This window comes from Nostocoides sp. HKS02 (assembly GCF_009707485.1).
GTDB lineage: Bacteria > Actinomycetota > Actinomycetes > Actinomycetales > Dermatophilaceae > Pedococcus.
This window is the reverse complement of the sequence record NZ_CP046121.1, coordinates 1,360,445-1,386,273: the sequence shown is the minus strand read 5'-3', so window position 1 is coordinate 1,386,273 and position 25,829 is coordinate 1,360,445. Positions and strand designations below refer to the sequence as shown.

The following is a 25,829-nucleotide window of genomic DNA, read 5'->3' as shown; positions in this document are numbered from 1 at the left end:
TTCTCCTCTTAGTTGTGTGCGTGGAGCGGCTTGCCGGCCAGGGCCAGGTGCGCCTCTCCGAGCGACTCGTTCTGGGTGGGGTGGGCGTGGATCAGGGCTGCCACATCGGAAGGCAGGGCCTCCCAGTTGTAGATCAGCTGGGCCTCACCCACCTGCTCGCCCATCCGGGCTCCGATCATGTGGACGCCGACGACCGGGCCGTCCTTCTCACGGACCAGCTTGACGAAGCCCTGGGTCTGGAGGATCTGGGACTTGCCGTTGCCGCCGAGGTTGTACTCGTAGGTGTCGACCTCGCCGAACTTCTCGGTGGCCTGGGCCTCGGTGAGCCCGACCGAGGCGATCTCGGGGTCGCAGTAGGTGACCCGAGGTATGCCCGACTCCTCGATCACCGCGGGCGCGAGGCCAGCGATCTCCTCGGCGACGAAGATGCCCTGGGCGAAGCCGCGGTGGGCCAGCTGCAAGCCCGGGACGATGTCACCCACGGCGTAGACGCCCTCGACGCCGGTCCGCAGCCGCTCGTCCGTGACGACGAACCCACGCTCGAGCGTGACGCCTGCCTCGGCATACCCCAGGCCCTCGGTGACCGGGCCACGGCCCACGGCCACGAGGAGCAGGTCTGCCTCGACCGACTCACCGCCCTCGAGCGAGACGCTCACGGTGTCGCCGCTCTGCGTGGCACCGGTGAACCTGACGCCGGTCTTGACCGTGATCTTGCGCTTGCGGAACGCGCGCTCCAGCTGCTTGGAGACGGCCTCGTCCTCGGCTGCGACCAGCCGCGGCAACGCCTCGACGACGGTGACCTCGGAGCCGAACGAGCGGAACACCGACGCGAACTCGACGCCGATGACGCCGCCCCCGAGCACGACGACCCGGGGCGGCACGAAGTCGATCGACAAGGCCTGCTCGCTGGTCATGATCCGGCCGCCGATGTCCAGGCCCGGCAGGGACTTGGCGTAGGAGCCGGTGGCGAGCACGACGTGGCGGCCGGTGATCCGGCGCCCGTCGACCTCGACGGTGGAGCGGTCGACCAGGCGCCCGGCGCCCTCGACGAGCTCGATCTGATGGGCTTTGGCCAAGCCTTGGAGACCCTTGTAGAGCCGCGCGACGACGCCGTCCTTGTAGGCGTTCACCCCCGACATGTCGACCGACTCGAAGGTCGACTTCACGCCGAAGCGCTCGCCCTCGCGGGCGGTGTCGGCGACCTCGGCCGCGTGCAGCAGGGCCTTCGTCGGGATGCACCCGGCGTGCAGGCAGGTGCCTCCGAGCTTGTTCTTCTCCACGAGGGCGACGCGCAGGCCGAGCTCGGCCGCGCGGAACGCGCAGGCGTAGCCGCCGCTGCCCCCGCCGAGGATCACTACGTCGAAGGTGGTGCTCTCGGCCTCAGCCGACATCCTGGTCGCTCCCTTGCGTCGTTCGCATCAGACGGGTCAGGTCGCGGACCACTGACGGCCAGGTCATGACCGGGTCGTGCGCGACACAGTGCATCTTGTCACTGATTGGCGCGGCAGGCGCAAGCAGGTCTCACTTGCGATGGGGCGTCCGCGAAAGGTGGTCGAAAGGTCACGGCTCCGACAGCCGCGACCCGTATCGTGGGCCTCATGGTGTGGTGGCGCAGGGGCCGGGGCTCGCAACGCAGGGGTCCCTCGGACGGCCCGAACATGGCGGTTGACCAGCAGGCGGTCAAGCGCCATCTCGCCGACTTCGCGGCGAGCCGTCGCGGCGTCGAGGCCTACGTCGAGCCGCCCACCAACGTCACCGCCACCACCCTCATCCTCATCGCCCACGACGGCGAGTGGACCCGCAGAGCGGCAGGCACCCGGCAGGCGGCCTTCGACCTGGCCTCGAGCCTCGGCATCCCGGTCTACGACGTGCTGCACACGGGCTACCCGCAGCGGATGCGGGAGTGGAACTCGCGGCAGCGCAAGCGCGACTGACCGCGCGGGCGGCGCTCCGCGAACGCAGCACCTCGCGGACGCGGCGCGCGCGGGGCACAGCAGTTGGTGCGCTCGTCGGTGCAGTGCGAAGGTGTACCCGACGGTCACCCGTCACCCCCACGAGCAGGAGGCACCATGTCCGGCAGCGGCAAGTCGCACCAGGGTCCGAGCGAGGACGTCAAGCGGAAGTTCCGCGAAGCCCTGGACAAGAAGCGGGCCCACGCCGGCAAGGACGTCTCCGACGACCACGAGCACGGCAAGGTCGACCACGCCCAGGGTGCGGCGACCAACGCGACGCAGCAGATGTTCCGTCGCAAGAGCGGCGGCTGACGAGCCCCGAGGCCCCCGCGCCGTGCTCCCGCAGGAGGCGCGGCGCTGCGCGTCGCGAAGGTATGCCGGTCAGCCGGCGTAGCCCTCGACGAGCGTGAGCAGCGTGGCGACCCCGAAGCCGGTGGCCCCCTTGGGGGTGTAGCCCCACGCCGACCCCTCGTTGAACGACGGCCCGGCGATGTCGATGTGGGCCCAGGGCGTGCCCTCCGTGACGAACTCCTTGAGGAAGAGCCCGGCGGTGAGCATGCCTCCCCAGCGCTCGCCCTTGTGGGCGAGGTCGGCCACGGTGGAGTCGAGCTGGCTGCGCAGGTCGGCGGGCAGGGGCATCGGCCAGGCGGCCTCACCCGAGGTGTCAGCCGCGGCCCGCACCCGGTCGCGGAACGGGTCGTCATTGGCCATGATGCCGGCGACCCGCCCACCGAGCGCCACCATCTGCGCACCGGTGAGGGTGGCGATGTCGACGATGGCGTCGGGCCCCGCCTCACCGGCGAGGGCGATGCCGTCGCCGAGAACCATGCGCCCCTCGGCATCGGTGTCGAGGATCTCGACGGTGGTGCCGTTGCGCATCGTCACGACGTCGCTCGGGCGCTGGGCTGCCCCGCCGGGCATGTTCTCGGCCAGGCAGAGGTAGCCGGTCACCTTGACCGGGAGCCCGAGCTCGGCAGCGGCGAAGACCGTGGCTGCCACCGCGGCGGCACCGGCCATGTCGGACTTCATCGTCAGCATCGAGGCCGGGGGCTTGATGCACAGGCCGCCGGAGTCGAACGTGATGCCCTTGCCGACCAGCGCGACCGAGCTCTTTGCCTTGGCCGGGGCCCAGGTGAGGGTCACCAGCCGCGGCGGGTTGATCGACCCTTGGCCGACGCCCACGATGCCGCCGAACCCGCCCTTGACGAGGGCCTTCTCGTCGAGCACGGTGACCGTCACCTTGCCGCTGACGGACCCGGCGCGGGTCCTGACCGAGTCGGCGAAGGACTGGGGGAAGAGCAGGTTGGGGGGCATGTTCACGAGGTCGCGGGCATAGGCCTTGGCCTCGGCGAGGACCACAGCGCGGGCTGCGACTGCCTTGGCGTCCTTGCTGCGGGCCGAGGACGTGACGACGGTGACCTTCTCCACGCCGACGGCGGGCTTCGCCGCCGGGCCGCGCACGCCGGCATACCGGTAGGCGCCCAGGGTGGCGCCCTCGGCGACGGCCGCGACGGAGCCGACGTCCCCGGCGGGCAGGGCGACGGCGACGGTGGTCGCCGCCTTGAGGGAGCGGATCGCCGCGCCGGCAGCCCGACGCAGCACCTCGGGCTCGAACGACGTGGTGCGCGCCGTCGCGGAGCCGAGCCCCGCGAGCACGACGAGCCCCGCCTTGACACCGGGCACCGCTGCGACCGTGTGCACCTCTTCCGCGGCGCCGGAAGCGCCGTGGGCCTTGAGCGAGGTGGCCAGGTGGGCGGCGGCCCCCCGCGGGAGGCCGTGCCCCGCCGCCAGGGTCGCGGAGCCGTCGACCTGGACGGTCGCGAGGACCACGGCGTCGGCCGTGAGGTCGTGGGCGGGGCGGTCGGAGAGGCTGACGGTGGTCACGGGCTCGTCCTTAGGGAGGGGGTCTTGCGCTGGTGGACCGCAGGATATCCGTGCGAGTGCGGTGGGTGGGTGAGGGGGCGGTAGCGTTCGCGCCATGAGCGACGAGGCCCTCAAGACGTCCCCCCTGCACGACCGGCACGTGGCGCTGGGCGCCAAGATGGCGAACTTCGGTGGCTGGGAGATGCCCATCGAGTACCCCGGCGGTGGGGTGGTGCGCGAACACACGGCGGTGCGCTCCTCGGTCGGGGTGTTCGACGTGTCGCACCTGGGCAAGGCGCGGGTCTCGGGGCCCGGCGCCCGGGCGTTCGTCAACGCCTGCCTGGCCAACGACCTGGGTCGCATCCATGAGGGCAAAGCGCAGTACACGCTGTGCTGCAACGAATCCGGCGGGGTGGTCGACGACCTGATCGCCTACCTGCGCAGCGACGAGGACATCTTCCTCATCCCCAACGCCGCCAACACCGCAGCCGTCGTGGAGCTCCTCGCGGCCGCGGCACCGCAGGGCATCACGGTGGAGAACCTCCACGAGCAGTACGGCGTGATCGCCGTCCAGGGCACCCACTCCGACGAGGTGCTCGATGCTCTCGGACTGCCCACCGGCCACGAGTACATGTCGTTCGTCGAGACCGACTGGCACGGCCACCCGGTCATCGTGTGCCGCACCGGCTACACGGGCGAGCGCGGCTACGAGCTGGTCCCCGCGTGGGGGGTCGCCGCTGAGCTGTGGGACGCGCTGATCGAGGCCGCCGCGCCGTTCGAGGGGCTGCCCTGCGGCCTCGGCGCGCGGGACACCTTGCGCACCGAGATGGGGTACGCGCTGCACGGCAACGAGTTGTCCACCTCGATCACGCCGGTGCAGGCGCGGGTCGGCTGGGCGGTCGGCTGGAAGAAGGACACGTTCTGGGGCAAGGACGCGCTCGTCGCCGAGAAGGCGGCCGGGCCGAAGCGACTCGCCTGGGGCCTGCTGGCCACCGGCCGCGGGATCCCGCGCGCGCACTGCGAGGTCAGCGTCGACGGCCAGGTCGTCGGCGAGGTGACCTCCGGGACGTTCAGCCCCACCCTGCGCCAGGGCATTGCGCTGGCGCTGCTCGCCCCGTCGGTGACCGAAGGTGACGACGTGGTGGTGGACGTGCGCGGCCGCGAGGTCACCGCCCGGGTCGTGAAGCCACCGTTCGTGCAGGTCGACGTCCGCGAGGGCTGAGCGTCCGGGCGCGCCCGACCGAACGACACGGACCGAAGGGAGCTGGGTATGCCGGACCATCACTACCGCGCGCAGGTGCAGTGGTCGGGGTCCACGGCCAGCGGTTACGCGCACTACCCGCGTGCCCACACGGCATACCTGCCACCGGCCACGGAGGGGCTCGACGTCAGCGCCGACCCGCACTTTCGGGGCGACCCCGACCTGCCGAACCCCGAGCAGCTGCTCGTGCTGTCGGCGAGCTCCTGCCAGCTGTTGTCCTTCCTCGCGGTGGCGGCCCGCCGTGGTGTGGACGTCGTGGGCTACGAGGACGAGGCGACCGGCGAGATGCCGTCGAGCGCGGTCCCGCAGCGGGTCACGCGGATCACCCTGCGCCCCACGGTGTCCGTCGCTGGGGACGTCGACGAGCAGACCGTGCGCAGGCTGCTCGACGAGGCGCACGAGGAGTGCTACATCGCGAACTCGCTGACCTCGGAGCTGGTCCTCGAACCCACCGTCCGGCACGTCTGACGGCCCGGCCCCGGCCCGGTCGGCGGTGACGGCTGTTGCCTGTCGGTGCCGCCGCGTAGCGTCGCGGCATGAGGTTCGGGTTCGTCGTCCCGTTCGCCGACCCGGTCGAGTTCGCCGAGCTGGCCGCGCTGGGCGAGGGGTGCGGCTGGGACGGCATCTTCACGTGGGAGGCCCTCTGGGGTGTGGACGCGTGGGTGACGTTGGGGGCCGCGGCGATGGTCACCTCGCGCCTGCGACTCGGCACCCTCCTGACCCCCGCCGGCCGGCACCGGCCGTGGGACCTCGCCTCCAGCGTCGGCAGCGTCGACCGCCTCAGCGCTGGCCGGGCAATCATGTCCGTGGGCCTGGGCGCGCTGCACGAGGGGTGGCTGGCCTTCGAGGCCGACGAGGGCCGCCGGGTGCGAGCCGAGCGGCTCGACGAGTGCCTGGCGGTCTACGCCGGGCTGATGCACGGCCAGCCGTTCACGTTCGAGGGGCGGCACTACTCGGCCCGACCCACCGACTTCATGCTTCCCCCACCACCCGTGCACCAGCCCCACCCGCCGGTCTGGGTGGTGGGTGCCCATCTCGTGGGCAGACAGCGGCAACCGTCCCTCGAGCGGGCGGCGCGGTGGGACGGCCTGCTGCCGACCGTCGTCGAGGCCGAGCCGGTCGCCGGACGCCCGAGCTACGACCTCGCGTCGTTCGCCGAGGTGGTCCGCGTGGTCCGGGGACTGCGCGACGACCTCGGCCTGCCCTGGGACGGCTACGACCGGGTCGTCGAGGCGGACAGCTCCGGTGAGTTCGTGCAGCTCGAGGGGCGCCCCGCCGACTGGGAGGAGGCCGGCGCGACGTGGTGGGTCGAGAGCTGGTGGAGCATCGAGTCCGGGCCGGCGGGCCGCGCCGAGGTGCGTCGACGAGTGGCGGCCGGGCCGCCCCAGAGCTAGGGCTGTGGTGGCGCGAACGCCACCGGCGCCTCGAACCTCGCCTGCCGCACACTGCGGCGCAGGGCCCGCAGCAACGGCGGCGCCGCCACCCACGTCAGCCCTGCCGTGAGGACCCCGCGAGGCAGGTCCCACGCGAGCGAGGTCGCGACGTAGAACACCGCGTAGTGGTGCAGGTTCGCGGTGGCTCCCGCGCCGGGGGCGAAACCCGCCCCGGACGGCGCACTCGAGCCGAGGAACGGCCAGAACCACAGGTTCATGACCGCGCCGTAGGCCAGGCCCGCCACCAACCCGTATGCCGTGAGCAGCCAGCGTTCGCCCCTCGAGACGACACGGGGCAGCAGACCGGCCCCCATCGCCACCCACCCGCAGCTGAGCATCTGGAACGGCGTCCACGGCCCGACGCCGGCGGTGAGGAACGCCGAGGTGAGCAACGCGAGGGCTCCCAACAGGAACGCCTTGGTCGGGCCGAGGACGCGCCCGGCGATCACGAGGAGGAAGAACATCGGCTCCAGCCCGGCGGTTCCGGCCGAGAGCACGCGCAGGGCGCCGCCGGCGGCAGCGAGCACGCCGAGCACCGCCACCGTCTTGGCGTCCATGCCCCCTGAACCGAGCTCGGCGAGCAGGACCAGCGCGAGCAGGGCCATCAGCGCGACGAAGACCAGCGAGGCATCACTGCCGTGCCCGAGCTGGTCGAGCTCGGACCCTGACCCGGCGAGGAAGGGCCAGCCGAACGCCACGACGCCGACCACCATGACCAGCGCCATGGCCAGCCCGGCACGCCAGCGGCCACCAGTCACGACGCCTCGCCCAGGGCCGCGACGACGTCGTCGACCGTGAGGAAGGGCAGCGGGTGCAGGATCTTGGCGACCTGCGGCGCGAACGCCGGTGATCCCGCGAGAACCGCTGTCGCCGGCCCGTCGGCCACGACCTCGCCCTCGGCGACGATCACGACCCGCGTCGCGACCTCGGCAGCGAGCTCGACGTCGTGGGTGGCCAGGACCACGGCGTGGCCCTGGGCGGCCAGCTCGGCGAGCACCTGGACGAGCCGTCGCTTCGCGGCATAGTCCAAGCCTCGGGTCGGCTCGTCCAGCAGGACCAGGGGCGGCGCGGACGCGAGGATCACGGCCAGGGCGAGCGAGACGCGCTGCCCCTCGGAGAGGTCGCGCGGGTGCTGGTCGCGGCCCGTCAGCGGCGCGATCCGGTCGAGCACCGCGGACGTGGACCCCGCCGGGAGCCCGAAGTCGCGGTCGGCCGCCGCGAGCTCGTCGGCCACCGACTCGGCATACAGGATCAGGGACGGGTCCTGCGGCACCAGACCGGCGCGGCGGACGATCTGCGACGGGGCGCTGCGTGCCGGGTCGAGGTCGCCGAGGCGGACCCGCCCTGAGGTGGGCTGGAGCTGCCCCACGAGGCTGCTGAGGAGCGTGGACTTGCCAGCGCCGTTGCGGCCCATGAGGGCGACGACCTCGGTCGGCCGGACGCTGAGGTCGACCTGGCGCAGCGCCACGACGGCACCGCGGCGGACGCTCACCCGCTCGAGCGTGGCGACCGGGGCAGCCGGCAGGTGACTGCGCCCGATGACCGGCGCCGGCGCGGGCAGCGACCCGCGCAGCTCGCGCGCTCGTCGACGGGCATCGCGGACCGAGAGCGGGAGGGGGTTCCACTCGAGGGCACGCCCCAGCGCGATGACGGGTGGGAACACGGGGGAGTGGACCATCGCCTCCGCGGGGTCGAGCAGCCCGCTCACCCGCCCGGACTCGAGCAGCACCACTCGGTCGGCGTGGTGGATGACGCGCTCGAGCCGGTGCTCGGCCACGACGACGGTGATGCCGAGGTCGTGCACGAGCCGGTGCAGGGTGGCGAGGACGTCCTCGGCCGCGACCGGGTCCAGCGCCGAGGTCGGCTCGTCGAGCACGAGGATCCGGGGGCCCGCCGCGAGGACCGCGCCGATGGCGACCCGCTGCTGCTGGCCGCCGGACAGGTCCGCCAGCGGGCGGTGCCGGACGTCGGCCAGCCCCATCAGGTCGAGGGTCTCCTCGACGCGCCGGCGCATCGCCGTGGCGTCGACCCCCATGGCCTCCATGCCGTAGGCGACCTCCTCCTCGACGGTGTCGGTGACGAACGAGGACACCGGGTCCTGTGCGACGAACCCGACGAGGTCGGCGAGGTCGCGCGGGCGGTGGACCCGGGTGTCACGGCCGTCGACCAGGACCCGACCCCGCAGCGTGCCCCCGGAGAAGTGGGGCACGAGGCCGTTGATGCACCGCAGCAGCGTCGACTTGCCCGACCCGGTCGGACCGACCACGAGCACGAGCTCACCCTCGGGAACGCTGAAGGTCGCGCCGCTGAAGGCGACCCGCTCGAGTGGCGTGCCGGCGGTGCCGTCGGACTCCACGGCATACGCGACTGCGACGTCCTGGAAGTCGATCACGCGGCCGCCCTCGCCGTCTTGAGGCCGGCCAGCAGCGGTGGCACCGGCGCGGCGACGGACGCCACCGCGGCAACGAGGACAGCCCCGACCAGCCCGACGGGAACGGCAGGCAGGACGGCTGGGACCTGTTGCGGCACCACGCCATCCCAGCCCTGGATGCTGCCGACCATGAGCACCGCGGCCGGGACCAGACCGCTCAGGGCGACCACGCACTCGGGTAGCCCCCACGGGTCGCGGCGGTAGCGGGTCCGGGGGTCACGACGGGCACCCACGAGCAGCGCCGCCGCCGCGCATCCCACGCCACCGAGCAGGGTCGGCAGGCCCAGCGCCACGGGGCTGGTCGCGTCGAGCATGCCGTAGAGGCCGAGCACCACGCCCAGCAGCCCGACGATGGTGAGGGCGCCGCCGAGCCGGGCCGAGCGGGGTGTCCGCCGCACGGCGCGGCCGTACCCCCGGGACTCCATCGAGGCAGCCAGGCTGAGCGACCGCTCGAGAGCCCCGACGAGGACCGGGACCGCCAGCCTCGCGATCTCGCGCACGCCGCGGCCGGTGTGGCCGCGCAGGCGCCTGGCTGAGCGCACCCGACGGGCGTCCTCGACCAGCTGCGGGGCGAAGGTCAGGGCCACGACGACGGCCGTCCCCACCTCGTAGAGCGTGGCCGGCACGTACCGGAGCAGCCGCCTCGGGCTGGCCAGCGCATTGGTCGCGCCGAGGCAGGCCAGGATCGCGGCCAGGCGCAAGCCGTCGTATGCCGCGGCCAGGATGCCTTCGGCGGTGACCGGGCCCCCGAGCCGCAACCCACCCGACCACGCAGGCAGCGGGAGTTGGGGAAGGCGCACCAGGACGGTGCTCCCGGTGACCCCGCCACCGAGGAGCGCCACCATGACGACCCGCAACCCGATCGCGAACACCCCGATGAGCAGGAAGGGCACGAAGGCGTTCGAGGACCCCACCTCGCGTCGCTCGAGGACGACCCACCCGGCGACGGCGACCACGAGGACGAGCAGGAACGGGTTGGTCGTGCGTGACGCCGCTACGGCAAGACCCGCACCCCAGACCCACCAGGCGGCCGGGTGCAGCAGCCTGGGTAGCGAGGGGGAGAGGGTCATCGACGCGGCATCGGTGGTCGTCGCGTCAGAGCTCGTGTCGGCCGGTCGCACCCAGCCGGCGCCTGAGCATGACCGCACCAAGGGCGAGCAGGGCCAGGACGAACACGCCGATCCCCGTGAGTCGGTGCCCGTTCGCGGGGGACGAGACCGGCTTGGCCGCGGCCTTGGGGGCCAAGGTGACCGCCGTGTCCGGCGCGGCCGCTGCGGCGGAGATGGTCTTCACCGGGCCGCCACAGCCGGTGGCGGGGTGGTTGTCCAGAGCGCAGACCAGACCCTTGTCGGAGCGCACCGTGGCGACCGCCGCCAGGACCTCGGCACCGGTGGCGGCCGTCGGAACCAGCGCGCACTTGGCTACGGGGGCGGGCGGCTGGGAGCCGTCCTCCTGGTCGGCCACCCGGCCGTAGTCGATGACCACGGCCACCCGCTTCTTGCCGGTCTGCGCCTTGGTGTCGCCGCACACCGCGCTGAACGTGGCCCGGACCCGCGGCGCCCGCGTGTCGGTGTCACTGGCAACGGCGAAGCGCCAGCCCTCGACCGCGCCTTCGGCGGGCGTGAGCTGGTCGGGGCCCTTGGGCGCGAACTGCCAGGACGAGCCGTTCAGCTGGAAGTACCCCCAGAAGCGGTATGCCGCGGCATCCGCCGAGCCGGCGGGCAGGACGAGCGCAGCCCCGACGGCGGCGATGAGCGTCAACAGGACCAGGGATGGTCGCAAGCTGGTGCGCGACATTGAAGTTCCTCCTCGCGACCGGCGAGAAGACGCACCCGCTGTGCTCGGGATCGTCTGTGACTCCGGTCCGCATTCCACGACGGACAGTGTTGGAGTCGAAGGGTCACGGCTGGTTTTCCGGCTCGCCACCGCACCTCGTGACGAGGGCGGCAGCTCACGGTTGCGGGACAGCGCCGGAATGGGACCGGCTTACCCAGGACGTGGCTGAATCGACGAACGAACAGTCCCACCCGCCGCGCCGGGTGTCAAAGCTGCGCCTAGAGTGGCCGCCATGGCCGACGCATGGACCTGGACCTACCTCGACGCCGAGGGCCGCGAGCTGAGCGGTGACGACCTGGCGACCACGGCGTTTCCGTCGCAGTCCGATGCCGAGAACTGGTTCGGTGAGTCGTGGCACGAGCTCGCTGGCGCGGGAGTCGACGCGGTGACGCTGCACCGTGACGGGGCTGTGGTCTACGGGCCGATGAGCCTGCGCGCGGCCGAGTAGATCCGCGGCGCTACGCCGGCCGCTGGCCGCGCGCGACCAGCGGGCGAGGCATCCGCGAGCGGCGCAGCTGGAAGGTGCGCATCACGGCATACATCGCAAGGCCACGGCCGACCTCGTCCGCACCGAACTTCGCCACGAGCCGCGCCTTGAGCCGCCGCCACATGAGGAAGCCGTCGATGGCCGCCGCGAACAGCACGAGGTAGACCGCGATCGACACGATGGCGAACACGAGGGGCACGCGCACGAACGACAGCGCGAGCACCACGAGCATCACCGGGAGCATGAACTCGCCCACGTTCCAGCGGGCGTCGACGTAGTCGCGGATGTAGCGGCGCACCGGACCCTTGTCACGCGCCGGCAGGTGGGCCTCGTCACCGGTGACCATCGCCTGCCGCTGGCGCAGCTGCGCCTCGCGCCGCTTGGTGCGGTCGACGTCGCGGGCCGCCTTGCGGTCGGTCTCGACGAGCGGACGCTTGCGAGCGGCCTCCTGGTCGCGCCGCTTGGGCGTGGGCCGGTTCTTGGCACCCTCGCGCTCCGGCCGCTGGGCCGCCTCGGCCTGCTGGTCGTTCAGGGTCTTGCTGCGTCCAAACACAGGCCCACTGTATGCCGTGCGCTCCGGGGGTCGTGCCCCGGCTGGACCCACCTGCCCCGGAATCGCGCCGATGGCGGGCGTTAGGCTCACCCCTCGTGACCGACGACATTCTCACGACCGACCAGATCTCCGCCCTCAAGACCACCGTGGCCGGCCTCATGCCGGGAGTGCGCAGGGACCTCGAAGCACTCACCCGCATCCCCAGCGTCTCCCTGGACGCGTTCGACCAGGCCCAGGTCGAGGCCAGCGCCGAGGCCACCGCCGCGCTGCTGCGTGCCGAGGGCCTCGAGGTCGAGATCGTCCGCGAGGGCGGCCGGCCCGCCGTGATCGGCCACATCGACGGCCCCGCGGGCGCGCCGACGGTCATGCTCTACGCCCACCACGACGTCCAGCCGCCCGGGAACGACGCCGACTGGGACAGCCCCGCGTTCGAGCCCACCGAGCGCGACGGGCGGCTCTACGGCCGCGGTGCCGCCGACGACAAGGCGGGAATCATGGCTCACCTCGCGGCCCTGCGGGCGCACAGCGGCGCCCTGCCGGTCGGCGTCACCGTCTTCGTCGAGGGTGAGGAGGAGATCGGCTCCGACTCGTTGTCGACGATCCTCGAGCGCCAGGGCGACAAGCTGCGCGCCGACGCGATCGTCCTGGCCGACTCGACCAACTGGGCGCTCGGTGAGCCTGCCCTCACGACGACGCTGCGCGGCCTGATCCGCGTGGTGGTCACCGTCACCACCCTCGACCACGGGATCCACTCGGGCATGTTCGGCGGCGCGGTGCCCGATGCCCTGACCGCGCTCGTACGGCTGCTCGCCACCCTGCACGACGACGCGGGCGACGTGGCCGTCGCGGGGCTCAAGTCCGGCAAGGCCAGCGACCTCGACTTCGACGAGGACCGCCTGCGCGAGGAGTCCGGGCTGCTCGACGGCGTCGAGGTGATCGGCACCGGCTCGCTGCTCGACCGCCTCTGGGCGAAGCCGACCGCCACCGTCATCGGCCTCGACGCCCCCTCGGTCGCGAAGTCCTCCAACACCCTCGTGCCGACCGCCAGCGCGAAGGTCTCCATCCGACTGGCTCCGGACGAGGTGCCCCTCGAGGCGTATGCCGCGGTGCAGCGACACCTTGCGGACCACACCCCGTGGGGAGCCAGGGTCGAGGTCCACCTCGACGACCAGGGCGCGGGCTTCGACGCCAACGCCAACGGTCCCGTCTACGACCAGGCCCGCGCGGCGTTCACCGACGCGTGGGGCGTCGAGCCGGTCGATATCGGCGTCGGCGGTTCCATCCCGTTCGTCGCGTCCTTCGCCGAGAGGTTCCCCGACGCCGCGATCCTCGTCACGGGGGTCGAGGACCCCGACACCCGGGCTCACGGCGCCAACGAGTCACTCCACCTCGGCGAGTTCGAGAAGGTGTGCGTAGCCGAGGCGGTGCTGCTGGCCCGGCTCGGCGCGATGCCTGCTGAGGAGCACCAGCCGTGAGCGAGACCGGACCCACCACGCCAGCACGCCAGTTCGACGTCATCGTCTACGGCGCCACCGGTTTCGTCGGGCGCCTGATCGCCCGCTACCTCGCGGAGCGCGCGCCACAGGGCACGCGCATCGCCCTCGCCGGTCGCTCGCAGGACCGGCTGGAGCGGGTGCGCGACGGGCTGCCCGCGACGGCACGCTCGTGGCCGCTGGTGGTGGCCGAGGCTGACGACCGCGAGGCGCTTCGCGCGATGGCCGCCTCGACGACGGTCGTCGCCACCACCGTCGGGCCCTACCTCAAGTACGGCCTGCCCCTCGCCCGCGCCTGCGCCGAGTCTGGCACGCACTACGCCGACCTCACCGGCGAGGTGCTGTTCGTGCGCCGCGTCGTCGACGAGGACGACGCGCTGGCCCGCGAGAGCGGCGCCCGCATCGTCACCGCGTGCGGCTACGACTCGGTGCCCTCCGACCTCGGGGTCCTCCTGCTGCACGAGCGCGCCGAGCACGACGGCGCCGGGCCGCTGCTCGACACGACGCTCCTGGCGCGGGCCAAGGGTGGCCTGTCCGGCGGGACCATCGACTCCTCACGCACCCAGATCGACGAGGTCAGCGCTGACCGCGCACTGGTCAAGGTGGTGTTCGACCCCTACGCGCTCAGCCCCGACCGGGCCGCCGAGCCCGACCTCGGCCCCGAGCGGGACCCGAGCACGGTGTTCGTCGATGCCGAGACCGGCCAGTGGGTCGGCCCGTTCGTCATGGCGGCGTTCAACACCCGAATCGTCAGGCGCAGCAACGCCCTTCGTGGGCATGACTACGGGCGCCGGTTCCGCTATCGCGAGCTGAGTGCGTTCGGGCGTGGGTTCAAGGGACGTCGTCGGGCCATGCTCGTCACCGGCGTCCTCGGCCTGTCGCTCAAGGCACTGGCCACCCCGCGGCTGCGGCCTTGGTTCGACAAGGTGGCTCCCAAGCCGGGCGAGGGCCCCGGTGCGCAGTCACGTGAGTCGGGCTGGTTCCGCATGGAGCTGCGGGCCATCACCGAGAGCGGGCGTCGCTACCTCGCCGTCGTCGGCGCCCAGGGCGACCCCGGGTATGCCGCGACGGCAGTCATGCTCGGTGAGTCGGCGCTCTGCCTGGCTCTCGACGGCGACCGCCTGCCGCCCGTCGCGGGCGTCCTCACGCCGTCCACCGCCATGGGCGACCTGTTGGTGCAGCGGCTGCGCGCGCAGGGATTCACGATGACGGTCGAGGAGATCTGAGGGCCGTCGCCCCGTCACCCCGTCGCGCCGTCAGTCGCGCTGGGTCTCGCCCGGCAGCGCGAGCATCTGGTCGAGCGCGACCCTGGCGTAGTGCGCGACCTCGTCGTCGACCCGGATGGCGTTGACCACCCGACCGGCGACGAGCGACTCGAGCGCCCACACCAGGTGGGGCAGGTCGATGCGGTTCATCGTCGAGCAGTAGCAGACGTTCTTCTCGAGGAACGAGACCTGCTGCTCGGGGAACTGCGCGGCGAGCCGGCGCACGAGGTTGAGCTCGGTGCCCACGACCCACTTGGTGCCGGCCGGCGCGGCCGCGATGGTCTGGATGATCTTCTCGGTCGAGCCGACCTCGTCGGCCGCCTCGACGACCTCGTGCTGGCACTCGGGGTGCACGATCACCTTGACGTCGGGGATCTCGCGCCGGGCCTGCTCGACCGCCTCGAGGCTGAACCGACCGTGGACGGAGCAGTGGCCGCGCCACAGGATCATCGTGGCGTCCTGGAGCTGCTGGCGGGTCAGGCCGCCCATCGGCTTGTGGGGGTCGAACACGACGCACCCGTCGAGCGACCCGCCGAGGTCGCGGACGAAGGTGTTGCGCCCCAGGTGCTGGTCGGGCAGGAAGAGCACCTTGCCGCCCGGGCCCTTCTGCTCGAGGGCCCACGAGAGCGCCGTCCTGGCGTTGGAGGACGTGCAGATCGTGCCGCCGTGCCGGCCGGTGAACGCCTTGATGGCAGCGGAGGAGTTCATGTACGTCACCGGCACGGTGAGCTCAGCCACGCCGGCATCGGCAAGGTCGTCCCAGGCGTCCTCGACCTGGCGGATCGCGGCCATGTCGGCCATCGAGCAGCCCGCCGCGAGGTCGGGCAGGATCACCGTCTGCGCGTCGCTGGTGAGGATGTCGGCCGACTCGGCCATGAAGTGCACCCCGCAGAACACGATGTACGGGGCGTCCGGACGTGCGGCCGCCTCCTTCGCGAGCTTGAACGAGTCGCCGGTGACGTCGGCGAACTCGATCACCTCGTCGCGCTGGTAGTGGTGCCCCAGGACGAAGACGGAGTCGCCGAGCGCCGCCTTGGCGGCCCGGGCGCGTTCGACCAGACCGGGGTCCGAGGGCGCGGGCAGGTCGCCGGGACACTCGACGCCGCGCTCGGTGTGCAGGTCGGTGCCCCGACCGAGCACGAGCAGGGGGAGCGGGGTGCTGGGCGCGTGCGTCGAGGTGCTCACAGCCCTGATCGTATGCCGCGTCGACCCGGCCTAGTCTCGAGGGCATGGACGACGACGCCGCCCTCGATGCCCTGCGCACTGCCACCGAGCTCATGGTCGAGGTGGTCGGCCGCGCCAGCCGTACCGACGCGGCGGTGCCGGCCTGCCCGGGCTGGGACCTCACCACCCTGGTGGATCACCTGGGTCGGGTCCATCTCTGGGCCGAGCACGCGGCGCGCACCGGAGCGCCGCCGCATCCCTACCCCTCCCGGGACCTCGCGCAGCCCCTGGCCGACTGGTATGCCGGGTGTGCGCGCACACTCACGACCAGCCTTGCCACCCTGCCGCCGGACCAGCCCGCCTGGAGCTTCTCGCCGGTCTCGGCGCACCACCGGGCCGGGTTCTGGCGTCGGCGGCAGTTCCATGAGACCACCGTCCACCGGGTCGACGCACTGCAGGCCCTCGGCAGCGTGCCGGTGGGCCCCGTGGTCGACGCCGTGCCGGGACTGACTGCCGAGCAGGCGGCGGACGGCGTGGCGGAGGTCTTCGAGGTGATGGCTCCGCGCACCCTCGTGCGCCTGCGTGACCGGCCGGCGACGGAGCTCGTTCCGGCCACCCGACCCATCGGGCTGTCCTGCACGGACAGCGCTGCCGCCTGGACGGTGCAGCTGGTCGATGGTGCGGTGACCGTCGTGTCGGGCGTGACGCCCGCCGCGGTCGCGCAGGTCAGCGGTCCGGCCGTTCAGCTCTACCTCGCCCTGTGGGGTCGCGCCGACCGCCACAGCCTTGCCGTCAGCGGCGACGAGGCCGCCGGGCGCGCCCTACTGGGCGCCCCGCTGGTGCCGTAGCCGGCTCAGAGGGGGTGGATCTTGGTGCTGTTGCGGGCCACGCTGACCAGGCTCTGGCCGAACTTCACTTCCATCCGGTCACCGGTGATCCGGACGACCGAGCCGAGGCCGTGCCGGTCGTGGGTGACCCGGTCGTTCACCTCGAACGGGTGCACCTCGGGGGTCGGCTGGGCCCGGAAGGGGCTGTTGGGCAGGTGCGGCTTGTTGGCGGGGGAACGGGGGCGCATACCCCCAGTGTGGACCTCTTTCGCCGGGACGGCTGCCACCAGGGGCCTGACCAGCACCGTCGTGGCGTGCCGACCGCCCTCGACTGCGCGTCGACCGGCCCCTTAACCAGCCCTCGACCAGCCCTCGACCAGCCCTCAACCAGCCCTGCGCGTCGCGCCCTGACAGGATGAGCCCGTGCACGTCGTGATCGCCCCGGACTGCTTCACCGGCACCCTCACCGCCCACCAGGCCGCCGAGGCGATTGCCGCAGGCTGGCGGCAGAGCGCGCCGCGTGACCTGCTGACCCTGGTCCCGCTCTCGGACGGCGGCCCGGGATTCCTCGACGTGCTCACCGGAGCGCTGCCCCAGGCGCAGACCCTGGCCGCGACGGTCGCCGACCCGCTTGGTCGGGAGGTGCCCGCGGCGCTCGCCGTGGTCGACCGCGATGGCCACCGCACGGCATACGTCGAGTCGGCCCAGGCGGCGGGGCTGCACCTGCTCGACGCCGACGAGCGCAACCCTGCCGTGACGAGCACCTGGGGGGTCGGGCAGCTGCTCGAGGTGGCCCTCGCCGAGGGCGCCACGCGGATCGTGGTCGGGTTGGGCGGCAGCGCCACGAACGACGGGGGGCGCCGGCCTGCTGGCCGCCCTCGGTGTCGGCTCGCCCGACGACCTCGCGCGTGGTGGCCTCGCCCTCGCCGAGCTGGCCGATGACGCCCTCGCTGGCCTCACGCAGGTGCGCGAGCGCTTCCGGGGGGTCGACCTGGTGCTCGCCAGTGATGTCGAGTCGCCGCTGCTGGGCCTGCAGGGTGCGAGCGCCGTCTTCAGCCCCCAGAAGGGCGCCTCGCCCCAGCTGGCCCAGGAGCTCGAGGGCGCGCTCGGCCGGTATGCCGAGGTGGTGCGTCGCACCCTGCCCGAGACCACCGACCTGCTCACCGGCAAGGCGCGCCGCCTCGACAAGGAGCCGGGGGCCGGTGCGGCGGGCGGGCTCGGGTACGCCCTGTACCTGCTCGGGGCCACCCGGGTGAGCGGCGTGAGCGAGGTACTCGAGGCGGTCGGGTTCCGTGAGCTCGCCGCCGCTGCCGACCTCGTCGTCACGGGTGAGGGGCGCTTCGACTGGCAGAGCCTGCAGGGCAAGGTCGTCGCCGGCGTCGCCGCGGTGTCCCTCGAGACCGCGACGCCGAGCGTGGTCATCGCCGGGCAGACCCTGGTGGGCCGCCGCGAGGCGATGACCTTGGGGCTGTCCGGGAGCTACGCCGTGGCGCAGACCCAGGCGCAGGTCGAGGCAGCCATGGCAGACCCCGTCGGCACCCTCACGGCCCGTGCGGCGCGGGTCGCGGCCACCTGGTCCCCCTCGCGGTAGCCACGACGTACAGTGGTGGATGCGGGGGAACATTTCCCGCGAACCGTGGGTTGGTCTTGATGGCCCCCTCCACCGACATGAAGGACGCATCAGCATGAGTGTTCAGGACCAGACCGCTCCGGCGACCGAGACGGCTGCCGACGCACCGACCGAGACCTCGCACGGCGTGCTCCTGACGGATGTCGCCGCCACCAAGGTCAAGTCCCTGCTCGAGCAGGAGGGTCGCGACGACCTGCGCCTGCGCGTCGGCGTGCAGCCCGGTGGCTGCTCCGGCCTCATCTACCAGCTCTACTTCGACGAGCGCACCCTCGACGGTGACCTCGTGCGTGACTTCGACGGTGTCGAGGTCGTCGTCGACCGCATGAGCGCTCCCTACCTCGAGGGCGCGAGCATCGACTTCGCCGACACCATCGAGAAGCAGGGCTTCACGATCGACAACCCCAACGCGGGCAGCTCCTGCGCCTGCGGCGACTCCTTCAGCTGAGCGCACCGGAAGCGGGGTCCCACCAGGTGGTGGGGCCCCGCTTCCGTGCGCCGGCATGCCCGACGACGGCGCCGCGCTCAGCGGTACTCGGGGTTCGGGTAGTCGAACCGCGCCCCCGCGTCCCACTCGGTCCGCTGGTTGCCACCGACCGGAAAGCCGCCTGAGTCGCGCAGCAGCCGGGCCAGGTGCATCAGGTTCCAGGTCATGAACGTCGTGTTGCGCTGGGTGAACTCGTTCTCCGGCCCGCCGCTGCCGGGGTCGAGGTAGGACGGCCCCGGCCCCGCCTCGCCGATCCACCCCGCGTCCGCGCCCGGCGGGATGCTGAAGCCGATGTGCTGGAGGCTGTAGAGGATGTTCGAGGAGCAGTGCTTGATGCCGTCCTCGTTGCCGGTGATGATCGCCCCGCCGACCTTGCCGTAGTACACGTACTGACCGCTGGCATTGGTCATCGACGACCCGGCATACAGCCGCTCGATGATCCGCTTGGTGACGCTCGAGTTGTCACCGAGCCAGATCGGGCCGGCGATGACGAGGATGTCGCTGTCGAGGAGCCGGGCGAACAAGCGTCGGCCACTCGTCCCGCTCCCAGCCGTGCTCGGTCATGTCGAGGTAGACCCCGGTCGCGATGTCGTGGTCGACGGCGCGGAGGACTTCGACCTCGACGCCGTGCTTGGCCATGATGGCGGCGCTGATGTCGATGAGTCCCTGGGTGTTGCTCACCTCAGGGGACCGCTTGAGGGTGCAGTTGACGAAGGTGGCACGCAGGCCGGCGAAGTCGAACTCGCGGATGGCTGACTCGGTCATGGGCCGAGCCTCCCCGACCTGGCCAACCTCGGCAACGTCAAGGGGTATGGCGTGGGCCGCAGGCGGACTACGTCAGGAGCCGTAGGGGCCCAGACCCTCCAGCAGCGAGGAGGCGTCGTCGGGCACGGCAATGGCCTGTCCGTGCAGCGGCCACGGCCGGGGCTCGTGGACCTCGAGGTGCACGGCGAGGCAGTCCGCCACGAGCTCGGCGATGCTGCCGGTGTCGAGTCCGTCGCGGGTGCTGGGGAACACGTCGGGACCGTCGTGCAGGGGGGTGATGGTCATGGGGCCCACGGTAGGCAGTGCGACGGCCGCGACACGCCGGTACCGGGGCGTAACACCCGTCGGTAACCGGCCGTCCTGCCGCAGGCCCGCGGACCGGGTAGGTTTCGTGCGTGCAGATCGCCATCACCGGTTCCATCGCCACCGACCACCTCATGACCTTCAAGGGCAGGTTCCGCGACTCCCTCGTCGTGGAGCAGCTCGACAAGGTCTCGCTGTCCTTCCTGGCCGACGACCTCGAGGTGCGTCGTGGGGGAGTGGCGGCCAACATCGCGTTCGGCATGGCCGGTCTCGGCCAGCACCCGATCCTCGTGGGCGCGGTGGGCGAGGACTTCGCCGACTACCGCAGCTGGCTGGAGCGCCACGGCGTCGACTGCACCTCGGTGCACGTGTCGGACTCCAAGCACACCGCCCGCTTCGTCTGCACCACCGACGAGGACATGGCCCAGATCGCCACCTTCTACGCCGGGGCGATGAGCGAGGCCCGGGGGATCGAGCTCGGGCCCATCGCGCAGCGGGTCGGCGGGCTCGACCTGGTCCTGGTCGGTGCGAACGACCCCGAGGCGATGCTGCGCCACACCCGTGAGTGCCGCTCGCGGGGAATCCCCTTCGCCGCCGACCCGAGCCAGCAGCTCGCGTTCGCCGACGGCGACACGATCCGCCAGCTCATCGACGGGGCCGACTACCTGCTCACCAACGAGTACGAGGCGGCGCTGACCGAGAAGAAGACCGGGTGGGGGGCCGAGGAGATCGCTGACAGGGTGACCACCCGGGTCATCACCAAGGGGCGGGACGGCGTCGTCATCGAGCGGCGTGGCGAGGCCCCCATCGAGGTCGGCGTCGCCCGCGAGGTCCGTCGTGCCGACCCGACCGGGGTCGGCGACGCCTTCCGGGCCGGCTTCCTCACCGGGCTCGCCGCCGACCTCGGGCTGCGCCACGCCGCCGAGCTCGGCTCGATGCTGGCGACCTACGTGATCGAGACCGTGGGCACGCAGGAGTACACCCTCGGCAAGGAGAGCTTCCTGCGCCGCCTGGCAGAGGCCTACGGCCAAGAGTCCGCCGACGCCATCGCCCCCCACATCACCTGCGTCGCGCCGTAGCCCGTCAGGTCAATCTCGTGATCGAGCCGGTCGAGCCGCTGCCCACCTCCTGGGAGTTCGACCTCACCTCGCTCCCGGACGGCGAGGACCTCGTGGGCGTGGGCGGTGACCTGCGTGCCGGGACGCTGCTCGCGGCATACCGCAGTGGGGTGTTTCCCATGGGCCTCGGCGACCACGGCAGCCGACCGATCGGCTGGTGGTCGCCTGACCCGCGCGGGGTCCTCCTGCCGGGGGGCGTGCACGCGAGCCGCTCGCTGCGCAGGTCGTTGCGCCATTTCGAGATCCGGGTCGACACCGCCTTTCGTGAGGTGGTCGCAGCGTGCGCCGACCCCAGCCGCGACGGCCGCTGGATCACCGAGGAGATCGCCGACGCCTACGGCGAGATGCATGCGTTGGGCTGGGCGCACAGCATCGAGACCTGGCTGGACGGTGAGCTCGTGGGCGGTCTCTACGGCATCTGCGTCGGCGGACTGTTCGCCGGGGAGTCGATGTTCCACCGGGTGAAGGACGCGTCCAAGGCGGCGGTCGTCGCGATGGCGGGCTACGTCTTCGCCGACGGGGACCCCAGGCGCATCGTCGACGTGCAGTGGGCCACCGACCACCTGCGCAGCCTCGGGGTCGTCACGATCCCGCGGGCCGACTACCTGGGCCGCCTCAGCGTTGCGGTGGGGCTTGCGCCGCCGACGTTCGACGCCCAGGCTCCGAGCCGCTGACGGTGCTGTCGGTGTTATCGGTCTGGTCGGTCTGGTTGGTCCGGGCCACCCGAACGCGGTATGCCGTGTGCTCGCCTCCTGTGCCGCGCGGCTGCGACCCGAGGTAGTCCTGTCCGCGCAACCGACACCACGCCGGGATGTCGGCGCGCGCGGCTGGGTCGGTGGCGAGAACCTCGATGACCGCGCCCGAAACGGCGTCGCGCGCACTCTGGGCCAGCCGGATCACCGGCAGGGGGCAGCGCAGCCCGCGGGCATCGACGACGACATCAGGGCCGACCTCAGGGCCGACCTCGGGGGAGGCGTCGAAGGCGCTCACAGGTGACGTGCTCCGAGCTCGCCCCGAACCTCGGCGACCACGGTCGGGATCGCCTGGACGAGCCGTTCGACGGACTGGGCGCGGTCGGGTGCCACCGCCGCGAGGGGGAGCGTCACCCGCAGGTTGCCGTGGGTGAGGGCGCCCATTGCCGCGAGCACGTGGCTGGGCTCGAGCGTGCTGCTCGTGCACGCCGATCCCGACGCCACGGCGATCCCGAGCCGGTCGAGCGCGCGCACCAAGGCCTCGCCGTCGGCATACAACGCCGAGAAGGTGAGCACGTGGGGGAGCCGGTGCACCGGGTCCCCGACGACCTCGACGTCGGGCACCCGGGCCGCGGCGGCCCTGAGGTGATCGACGAGCGCGAAGGCCTCGGCGGCATCCGCCTCACGCACGGCCTCGGTCTGCTGCCACGCCTCCGCCGCCGCGAGGGCGAGCGGGAGCCACGGGGTGTGCCTGGTCGGACCCGTGAGCGCTTCGTCGGGGTCGGTGGCGCCGGGCAGCGCCCAGCGGGTCCGCTCCGGGAGCACCACGAGCCCCACCCCTCCGGGGCCGCCCCACGATCGCGCATCCCCGACGAGGACGTCGTAGGTGGACGGGGGTGCCAGGCGCCCGAGCGATGCCTGGGCGTCGACGACGAGGGGCACCGACGCCGATCTCGCGGCGGCCCAGGCGTCCCCCAGCGGCTGGAGCGTGCCGACCTCGCCGTTGGCGTGCTGGACCGCCGCAGCCACGATGCCGGGTCGGCGCACTGCGGCGCCGAACGCCTCTAGCGACAGCCGTCCCTGGGCGTCGACCGGGACCTCGACCAAGGGGGCCGAGTCGGGGTCGCGGGCGGCGCGGTCGCGACCGGGGACGAGGACGGCGGAGTGCTCGACTGCGGACGCCACGAGCCCGGCGCCCCGTCGCCGGCCGGCGTGGAGCAGGCCGTCCACGGCGCAGCGCAGCGCTGTTGGCCCGTCTGCGGCGAAGCCGACCTCGGAGGGCCGGACGCCCAGGCCTGCGGCCAGCACCTCGCGGCTCTGGTCGAGCAGGCGACGGGCCGTCCTCGCCTCGCTGTAGAGCCGACGCGGGTCGGCCCAGCCGGCGTCGAGCGCGGCGAGCAGCGTCTCTCGCGCGCGGGCGTGGATCGGACCGCTCGCAGCGTCGAGAAGGGCTCTCGGGGAAGCGGGTTCGGCCACACCACGACGTTAGCCCCACCCTGACCGGACGCAGGGGTGGGGCTGGAGTAGGGTTTGGCGCGATGGCCCATCACAGCTTCGAAGAAGGTGCACCGTTGCGTCAGCACGACGTCTCTGCGCCGCGCCCCCAGCGGCGGCGGACCCTCTCCAGGTCGACGATCACGGCATCCGTTGCCGGGCTCTGCGCGCTTGCCCTCTCGGGCTGTGCCGGTAGCGCGAACGACGGCTTCCTGCCCAAGGCCGCCACCCAGAACGGCGTCCACGTCACCAACCTCTGGGTTGGCTCGTGGATCGCGGCGCTGTCGGTCGGTGTCCTCGTCTGGGGCCTGATCCTGTGGTGCGTCGTGGCCTACCGGCGCCGCCCCGACGACACCGAGCTGCCCGTCCAGCTGCGCTACAACGTGCCGATGGAGATCCTCTACACCGTCGTCCCGGTGTTCATGATCGCCGTGCTCTTCTACTACACCGCCCGCGATGAGGCGACGCTGCTCGACACGTCCAAGCACCCCGACGTCGTCGTCAACGTCGTCGGCAAGAAGTGGAGCTGGGACTTCAACTACGTCAACGAGCAGACCTACGAGGCCGGCACCATGGCCGAGCTGACCGGCAAGCCCGGCGCGGAGCAGTCGCTGCCGACTCTCTACCTGCCGGTCAACAAGCGGGTCGAGTTCGTGCTCACCTCCCGTGACGTGATCCACTCCTTCTGGGTCCCGGCCTTCCTCCAGAAGCTCGACATGATCCCGGGCCGGGTCAACAAGTTCCAGGTCGTGCCGACCGAGATCGGCGAGTTCAAGGGCAAGTGCGCCGAGCTGTGCGGCGCCTACCACTCGCAGATGCTGTTCAACGTCAAGGTCGTGAGCGACAGCGACTACCAGCAGCACCTCGCCGACCTCAAGGCCCAGGGCAACACCGGCCAGCTCGACAACACCCTGAACCCGGAGAAGGTCATGAACCAGGACCAGAGCAAGATCCCGAGCGCAGGGGGCAACTGATGGCCGCCGTCACCGACAGCACATCGACGTACCTGCGTTCGACCGACGCCCGAGCCACCAGGCGCCTCACCAAGGGCCAGACCGTCGTCAAGTGGATCACCACCACCGACCACAAGGTCATCGGCAACCTCTACTTCATCACCTCGTTCGCGTTCTTCCTGTTCGGCGGTGTCCTGGCCCTGCTGATCCGGGCCGAGCTGTTCCAGCCGGGGCTGCAGGTCGTCGACAACCCCGAGCAGTTCAACCAGCTGTTCACCATGCACGGCACGATCATGCTGCTGCTGTTCGCGACGCCGCTGTTCGCCGGGTTCGCCAACGCGCTCATGCCGATCCAGATCGGTGCGCCGGACGTCGCGTTCCCGCGGCTGAACATGTTGGCGTACTGGCTCTACCTGTTCGGTGGCCTCATCGCCTCGGCTGGCTTCCTCACGCCTTCGGGTGCGGCTTCGTTCGGCTGGTTCGCCTATGCACCACTGTCCGACGCCAGCAACAAGCCCCGGCGTCGGTGGTGACCTGTGGGTCTTCGGCCTGGCCCTCGGTGGCTTCGGCACCATCCTCGGTGCGGTCAACTTCATCACCACGATCATCTGCATGCGAGCCCCGGGCATGACCATGTTCCGGATGCCGATCTTCACCTGGACCATCCTCGTCACGAGCCTGCTCGTCCTGATGGCCTTCCCCGTCCTCGCCTCCGCGCTGCTGGCGCTGGGAGCCGACCGCAAGTTCGGTGCCCACGTCTTCAACGCGGAGAACGGCGGGCCCATGCTCTGGCAACACCTGTTCTGGTTCTTCGGCCACCCCGAGGTCTACATCATCGCGTTGCCGTTCTTCGGCATCATCTCCGAGATCCTGCCGGTGTTCTCGCGCAAGCCGATCTTCGGCTACAAGACGCTCGTCTTCGCGACGATCGGGATCGCCGCCCTGTCCGTGACGGTGTGGGCCCACCACATGTACGCGACCGGCCAGGTGCTCCTGCCGTTCTTCGCCGTGATGACCATGCTCATCGCCGTGCCCACGGGGGTGAAGTTCTTCAACTGGATCGGCACCATGTGGGGCGGCAAGCTGTCCTTCGAGACGCCGATGCTGTGGGCGATCGGCTTCCTCGTCACCTTCCTGTTCGGCGGCCTGACCGGCATCATCCTGTCCAGCCCCGCCCTCGACTTCCACCTCTCCGACAGCTACTTCGTGGTGGCGCACTTCCACTACGTGGTCTTCGGCACCGTGGTCTTCGCGATGTTCGCGGGCTTCTACTTCTGGTGGCCCAAGTTCACCGGCCGGATGCTCGACGAGACGCTCGGCAAGGTCCACTTCTGGATGCTGTTCATCGGCTTCCACACGACCTTCCTCATCCAGCACGTCCTGGGCATCGAGGGTATGCCGCGTCGTTACGCCGACTACCTCCCCGAGGACGGCTTCACCTGGCAGAACCAGGTGTCGACGGCGGGCGCCTTCCTGCTGGCGGCCTCGACCCTGCCGTTCCTCTACAACGTCTGGAAGACCTGGCGCACCGCGCCGTTGGTCGAGACCGACGACCCGTGGGGCTACGGCGCCTCGCTGGAGTGGGCCACCTCGTGCCCGCCGCCGCGGCACAACTTCGACTCCATCCCGCGGATCCGCTCCGAGCGTCCGGCGTTCGACCTGCACCACCCCGAGGCTGGGCAGCTGGCCGGCCTGATGGCCGACCCCGACACACTGACCCGGATCATCGGGCCCGCCCAGACCGGTGAGGGCCCCCACCCGCACCACACCGGCGACTTCGACGCACCCGACCAGCACGGTCGGTACCACGAGGAGCGCGACTGAC

27 protein-coding genes, 2 pseudogenes and 1 riboswitch are annotated in these 25,829 nt (G+C 71.9%); of the genes and pseudogenes, 16 read left to right on the top strand and 13 right to left on the bottom strand.

Annotated features, from left to right (window positions below):
* Positions 1-8: 8 nt before the first annotated feature.
* On the bottom strand, positions 9-1,391 hold the full coding sequence (gene lpdA / locus GKE56_RS06635; protein WP_154683863.1) for a dihydrolipoyl dehydrogenase: 1,383 nt from the start codon (positions 1,389-1,391) through the stop codon (positions 9-11).
* Between the two features lie 267 nt (positions 1,392-1,658).
* On the opposite strand from lpdA, the gene GKE56_RS06630 reads away from it, so the two are divergent.
* Positions 1,659-1,934 (top strand): hypothetical protein, encoded by a 276-nt coding sequence (locus GKE56_RS06630; protein ID WP_230209240.1) that lies wholly within the window; start codon positions 1,659-1,661, stop codon positions 1,932-1,934.
* Between the two features lie 135 nt (positions 1,935-2,069).
* Positions 2,070-2,264, top strand: coding sequence for a DUF5302 domain-containing protein (locus GKE56_RS06625; RefSeq protein WP_154683861.1), 195 nt, complete (start codon positions 2,070-2,072; stop codon positions 2,262-2,264).
* A 69-nt stretch (positions 2,265-2,333) separates the two neighbouring features.
* On the opposite strand, the gene GKE56_RS06620 is transcribed toward GKE56_RS06625, so the two are convergent.
* Entirely contained in the window at positions 2,334-3,836 is a 1,503-nt protein-coding gene (locus tag GKE56_RS06620) for a leucyl aminopeptidase (RefSeq protein ID WP_154683860.1), read from the bottom strand.
* Between the two features lie 94 nt (positions 3,837-3,930).
* On the opposite strand from GKE56_RS06620, the gene gcvT reads away from it, so the two are divergent.
* From gcvT to GKE56_RS06605, 3 genes are all read left to right on the top strand, one after another.
* The gene (gcvT, locus tag GKE56_RS06615; RefSeq protein WP_154683859.1) at positions 3,931-5,037 is read left to right on the top strand and encodes a glycine cleavage system aminomethyltransferase GcvT; all 1,107 of its coding nucleotides are present in this window, start codon (positions 3,931-3,933) and stop codon (positions 5,035-5,037) included.
* A gap of 48 nt (positions 5,038-5,085) precedes the next feature.
* Complete coding sequence (locus GKE56_RS06610; RefSeq protein WP_154683858.1) at positions 5,086-5,544, top strand: OsmC family protein; 459 nt, start codon at positions 5,086-5,088, stop codon at positions 5,542-5,544.
* 68 nt (positions 5,545-5,612) lie between these two features.
* Positions 5,613-6,470 carry an LLM class flavin-dependent oxidoreductase gene (locus GKE56_RS06605; protein ID WP_154683857.1) on the top strand — a complete coding sequence of 286 codons (858 nt, stop codon included), beginning with the start codon at positions 5,613-5,615 and terminating at the stop codon, positions 6,468-6,470.
* Here the strand turns inward: GKE56_RS06605 and GKE56_RS06600 are convergent.
* From GKE56_RS06600 to GKE56_RS06585, 4 genes are read right to left on the bottom strand one after another with little or no spacing between them, the layout of a single operon-like run.
* The gene (locus tag GKE56_RS06600; protein WP_230209239.1) at positions 6,467-7,267 is read right to left on the bottom strand and encodes an ECF transporter S component; all 801 of its coding nucleotides are present in this window, start codon (positions 7,265-7,267) and stop codon (positions 6,467-6,469) included. The genes GKE56_RS06605 and GKE56_RS06600 overlap by 4 nt on opposite strands.
* Positions 7,264-8,901 carry an ABC transporter ATP-binding protein gene (locus tag GKE56_RS06595; RefSeq protein ID WP_230209238.1) on the bottom strand — a complete coding sequence of 546 codons (1,638 nt, stop codon included), beginning with the start codon at positions 8,899-8,901 and terminating at the stop codon, positions 7,264-7,266. Before GKE56_RS06595 ends, GKE56_RS06600 begins: the two co-directional genes overlap by 4 nt.
* Positions 8,898-10,010 (bottom strand): energy-coupling factor transporter transmembrane component T, encoded by a 1,113-nt coding sequence (locus GKE56_RS06590; protein ID WP_154683856.1) that lies wholly within the window; start codon positions 10,008-10,010, stop codon positions 8,898-8,900. Before GKE56_RS06590 ends, GKE56_RS06595 begins: the two co-directional genes overlap by 4 nt.
* A 25-nt stretch (positions 10,011-10,035) precedes the next feature.
* Positions 10,036-10,737, bottom strand: coding sequence for an SCO2322 family protein (locus GKE56_RS06585; protein WP_154683855.1), 702 nt, complete (start codon positions 10,735-10,737; stop codon positions 10,036-10,038).
* A gap of 89 nt (positions 10,738-10,826) precedes the next feature.
* Positions 10,827-10,990, bottom strand: a riboswitch (cobalamin riboswitch).
* A gap of 18 nt (positions 10,991-11,008) precedes the next feature.
* Between GKE56_RS06585 and GKE56_RS06580 the strand changes: the two genes are divergently transcribed.
* On the top strand, positions 11,009-11,224 hold the full coding sequence (locus GKE56_RS06580; RefSeq protein WP_154683854.1) for a hypothetical protein: 216 nt from the start codon (positions 11,009-11,011) through the stop codon (positions 11,222-11,224).
* 10 nt (positions 11,225-11,234) lie between these two features.
* On the opposite strand, the gene GKE56_RS06575 is transcribed toward GKE56_RS06580, so the two are convergent.
* A complete protein-coding gene (locus tag GKE56_RS06575) occupies positions 11,235-11,816 on the bottom strand; it encodes a DUF3043 domain-containing protein (RefSeq protein WP_154683853.1) in 582 nt (193 codons plus the stop codon).
* Positions 11,817-11,911: 95 nt separating this feature from the next.
* Here GKE56_RS06575 and GKE56_RS06570 point away from each other — a divergent pair, with 95 nt between their 5' ends.
* Complete coding sequence (locus GKE56_RS06570; RefSeq protein ID WP_230209237.1) at positions 11,912-13,291, top strand: dipeptidase; 1,380 nt, start codon at positions 11,912-11,914, stop codon at positions 13,289-13,291.
* Positions 13,288-14,535 (top strand): trans-acting enoyl reductase family protein, encoded by a 1,248-nt coding sequence (locus GKE56_RS06565; RefSeq protein WP_154683851.1) that lies wholly within the window; start codon positions 13,288-13,290, stop codon positions 14,533-14,535. The genes GKE56_RS06570 and GKE56_RS06565 overlap by 4 nt, the downstream gene beginning before the upstream one ends.
* A gap of 30 nt (positions 14,536-14,565) precedes the next feature.
* On the opposite strand, the gene nadA is transcribed toward GKE56_RS06565, so the two are convergent.
* Complete coding sequence (nadA, locus tag GKE56_RS06560; protein WP_154683850.1) at positions 14,566-15,759, bottom strand: quinolinate synthase NadA; 1,194 nt, start codon at positions 15,757-15,759, stop codon at positions 14,566-14,568.
* Between the two features lie 44 nt (positions 15,760-15,803).
* Here nadA and GKE56_RS06555 point away from each other — a divergent pair, with 44 nt between their 5' ends.
* Positions 15,804-16,586 carry a maleylpyruvate isomerase N-terminal domain-containing protein gene (locus GKE56_RS06555; RefSeq protein ID WP_154683849.1) on the top strand — a complete coding sequence of 261 codons (783 nt, stop codon included), beginning with the start codon at positions 15,804-15,806 and terminating at the stop codon, positions 16,584-16,586.
* A gap of 5 nt (positions 16,587-16,591) precedes the next feature.
* Here the strand turns inward: GKE56_RS06555 and GKE56_RS06550 are convergent, their stop codons facing one another.
* The gene (locus GKE56_RS06550) at positions 16,592-16,813 is read right to left on the bottom strand and encodes a hypothetical protein (protein WP_154683848.1); all 222 of its coding nucleotides are present in this window, start codon (positions 16,811-16,813) and stop codon (positions 16,592-16,594) included.
* Between the two features lie 175 nt (positions 16,814-16,988).
* Here GKE56_RS06550 and GKE56_RS18185 point away from each other — a divergent pair, with 175 nt between their 5' ends.
* From GKE56_RS18185 to erpA, 3 genes are all read left to right on the top strand, one after another.
* Positions 16,989-17,507: a glycerate kinase gene (locus GKE56_RS18185; RefSeq protein WP_370518471.1), complete on the top strand. Its 519-nt coding sequence runs from the start codon at positions 16,989-16,991 to the stop codon at positions 17,505-17,507.
* Positions 17,431-18,156, top strand: a complete 726-nt coding sequence (locus GKE56_RS18180; protein ID WP_370518489.1) for a glycerate kinase — start codon at positions 17,431-17,433, stop codon at positions 18,154-18,156. Before GKE56_RS18185 ends, GKE56_RS18180 begins: the two co-directional genes overlap by 77 nt.
* Before the next feature lie 94 nt (positions 18,157-18,250).
* Positions 18,251-18,640 (top strand): iron-sulfur cluster insertion protein ErpA, encoded by a 390-nt coding sequence (gene erpA, locus GKE56_RS06540; protein WP_195908265.1) that lies wholly within the window; start codon positions 18,251-18,253, stop codon positions 18,638-18,640.
* Between the two features lie 77 nt (positions 18,641-18,717).
* On the opposite strand, the pseudogene GKE56_RS06535 reads toward erpA, so the two are convergent.
* Positions 18,718-19,444, bottom strand: a pseudogene (locus GKE56_RS06535) (flavodoxin family protein).
* A 72-nt stretch (positions 19,445-19,516) separates the two neighbouring features.
* Positions 19,517-19,729 (bottom strand): hypothetical protein, encoded by a 213-nt coding sequence (locus GKE56_RS06530; RefSeq protein WP_154683847.1) that lies wholly within the window; start codon positions 19,727-19,729, stop codon positions 19,517-19,519.
* 110 nt (positions 19,730-19,839) lie between these two features.
* Here GKE56_RS06530 and GKE56_RS06525 point away from each other — a divergent pair, with 110 nt between their 5' ends.
* Positions 19,840-20,826 (top strand): carbohydrate kinase family protein, encoded by a 987-nt coding sequence (locus tag GKE56_RS06525; protein WP_154683846.1) that lies wholly within the window; start codon positions 19,840-19,842, stop codon positions 20,824-20,826.
* 17 nt (positions 20,827-20,843) lie between these two features.
* Positions 20,844-21,539 carry a leucyl/phenylalanyl-tRNA--protein transferase gene (gene aat, locus GKE56_RS06520; protein WP_370518470.1) on the top strand — a complete coding sequence of 232 codons (696 nt, stop codon included), beginning with the start codon at positions 20,844-20,846 and terminating at the stop codon, positions 21,537-21,539.
* On the opposite strand, the gene GKE56_RS17280 is transcribed toward aat, so the two are convergent.
* A complete protein-coding gene (locus tag GKE56_RS17280) occupies positions 21,481-21,855 on the bottom strand; it encodes a sulfurtransferase TusA family protein (RefSeq protein WP_154683845.1) in 375 nt (124 codons plus the stop codon). The two genes, aat and GKE56_RS17280, sit on opposite strands and share 59 nt — an antisense overlap.
* Complete coding sequence (locus GKE56_RS06510) at positions 21,852-23,033, bottom strand: aminotransferase class V-fold PLP-dependent enzyme (RefSeq protein WP_154683844.1); 1,182 nt, start codon at positions 23,031-23,033, stop codon at positions 21,852-21,854. The genes GKE56_RS17280 and GKE56_RS06510 overlap by 4 nt, the downstream gene beginning before the upstream one ends.
* A 95-nt stretch (positions 23,034-23,128) precedes the next feature.
* On the opposite strand from GKE56_RS06510, the gene coxB reads away from it, so the two are divergent.
* Complete coding sequence (gene coxB, locus GKE56_RS06505) at positions 23,129-24,025, top strand: cytochrome c oxidase subunit II (protein ID WP_230209236.1); 897 nt, start codon at positions 23,129-23,131, stop codon at positions 24,023-24,025.
* Positions 24,025-25,828 (top strand): annotated as a pseudogene (ctaD, locus tag GKE56_RS06500) (cytochrome c oxidase subunit I). Before coxB ends, ctaD begins: the two are co-directional and overlap by 1 nt.
* The last annotated feature ends 1 nt before the right edge of the window (position 25,829 follow it).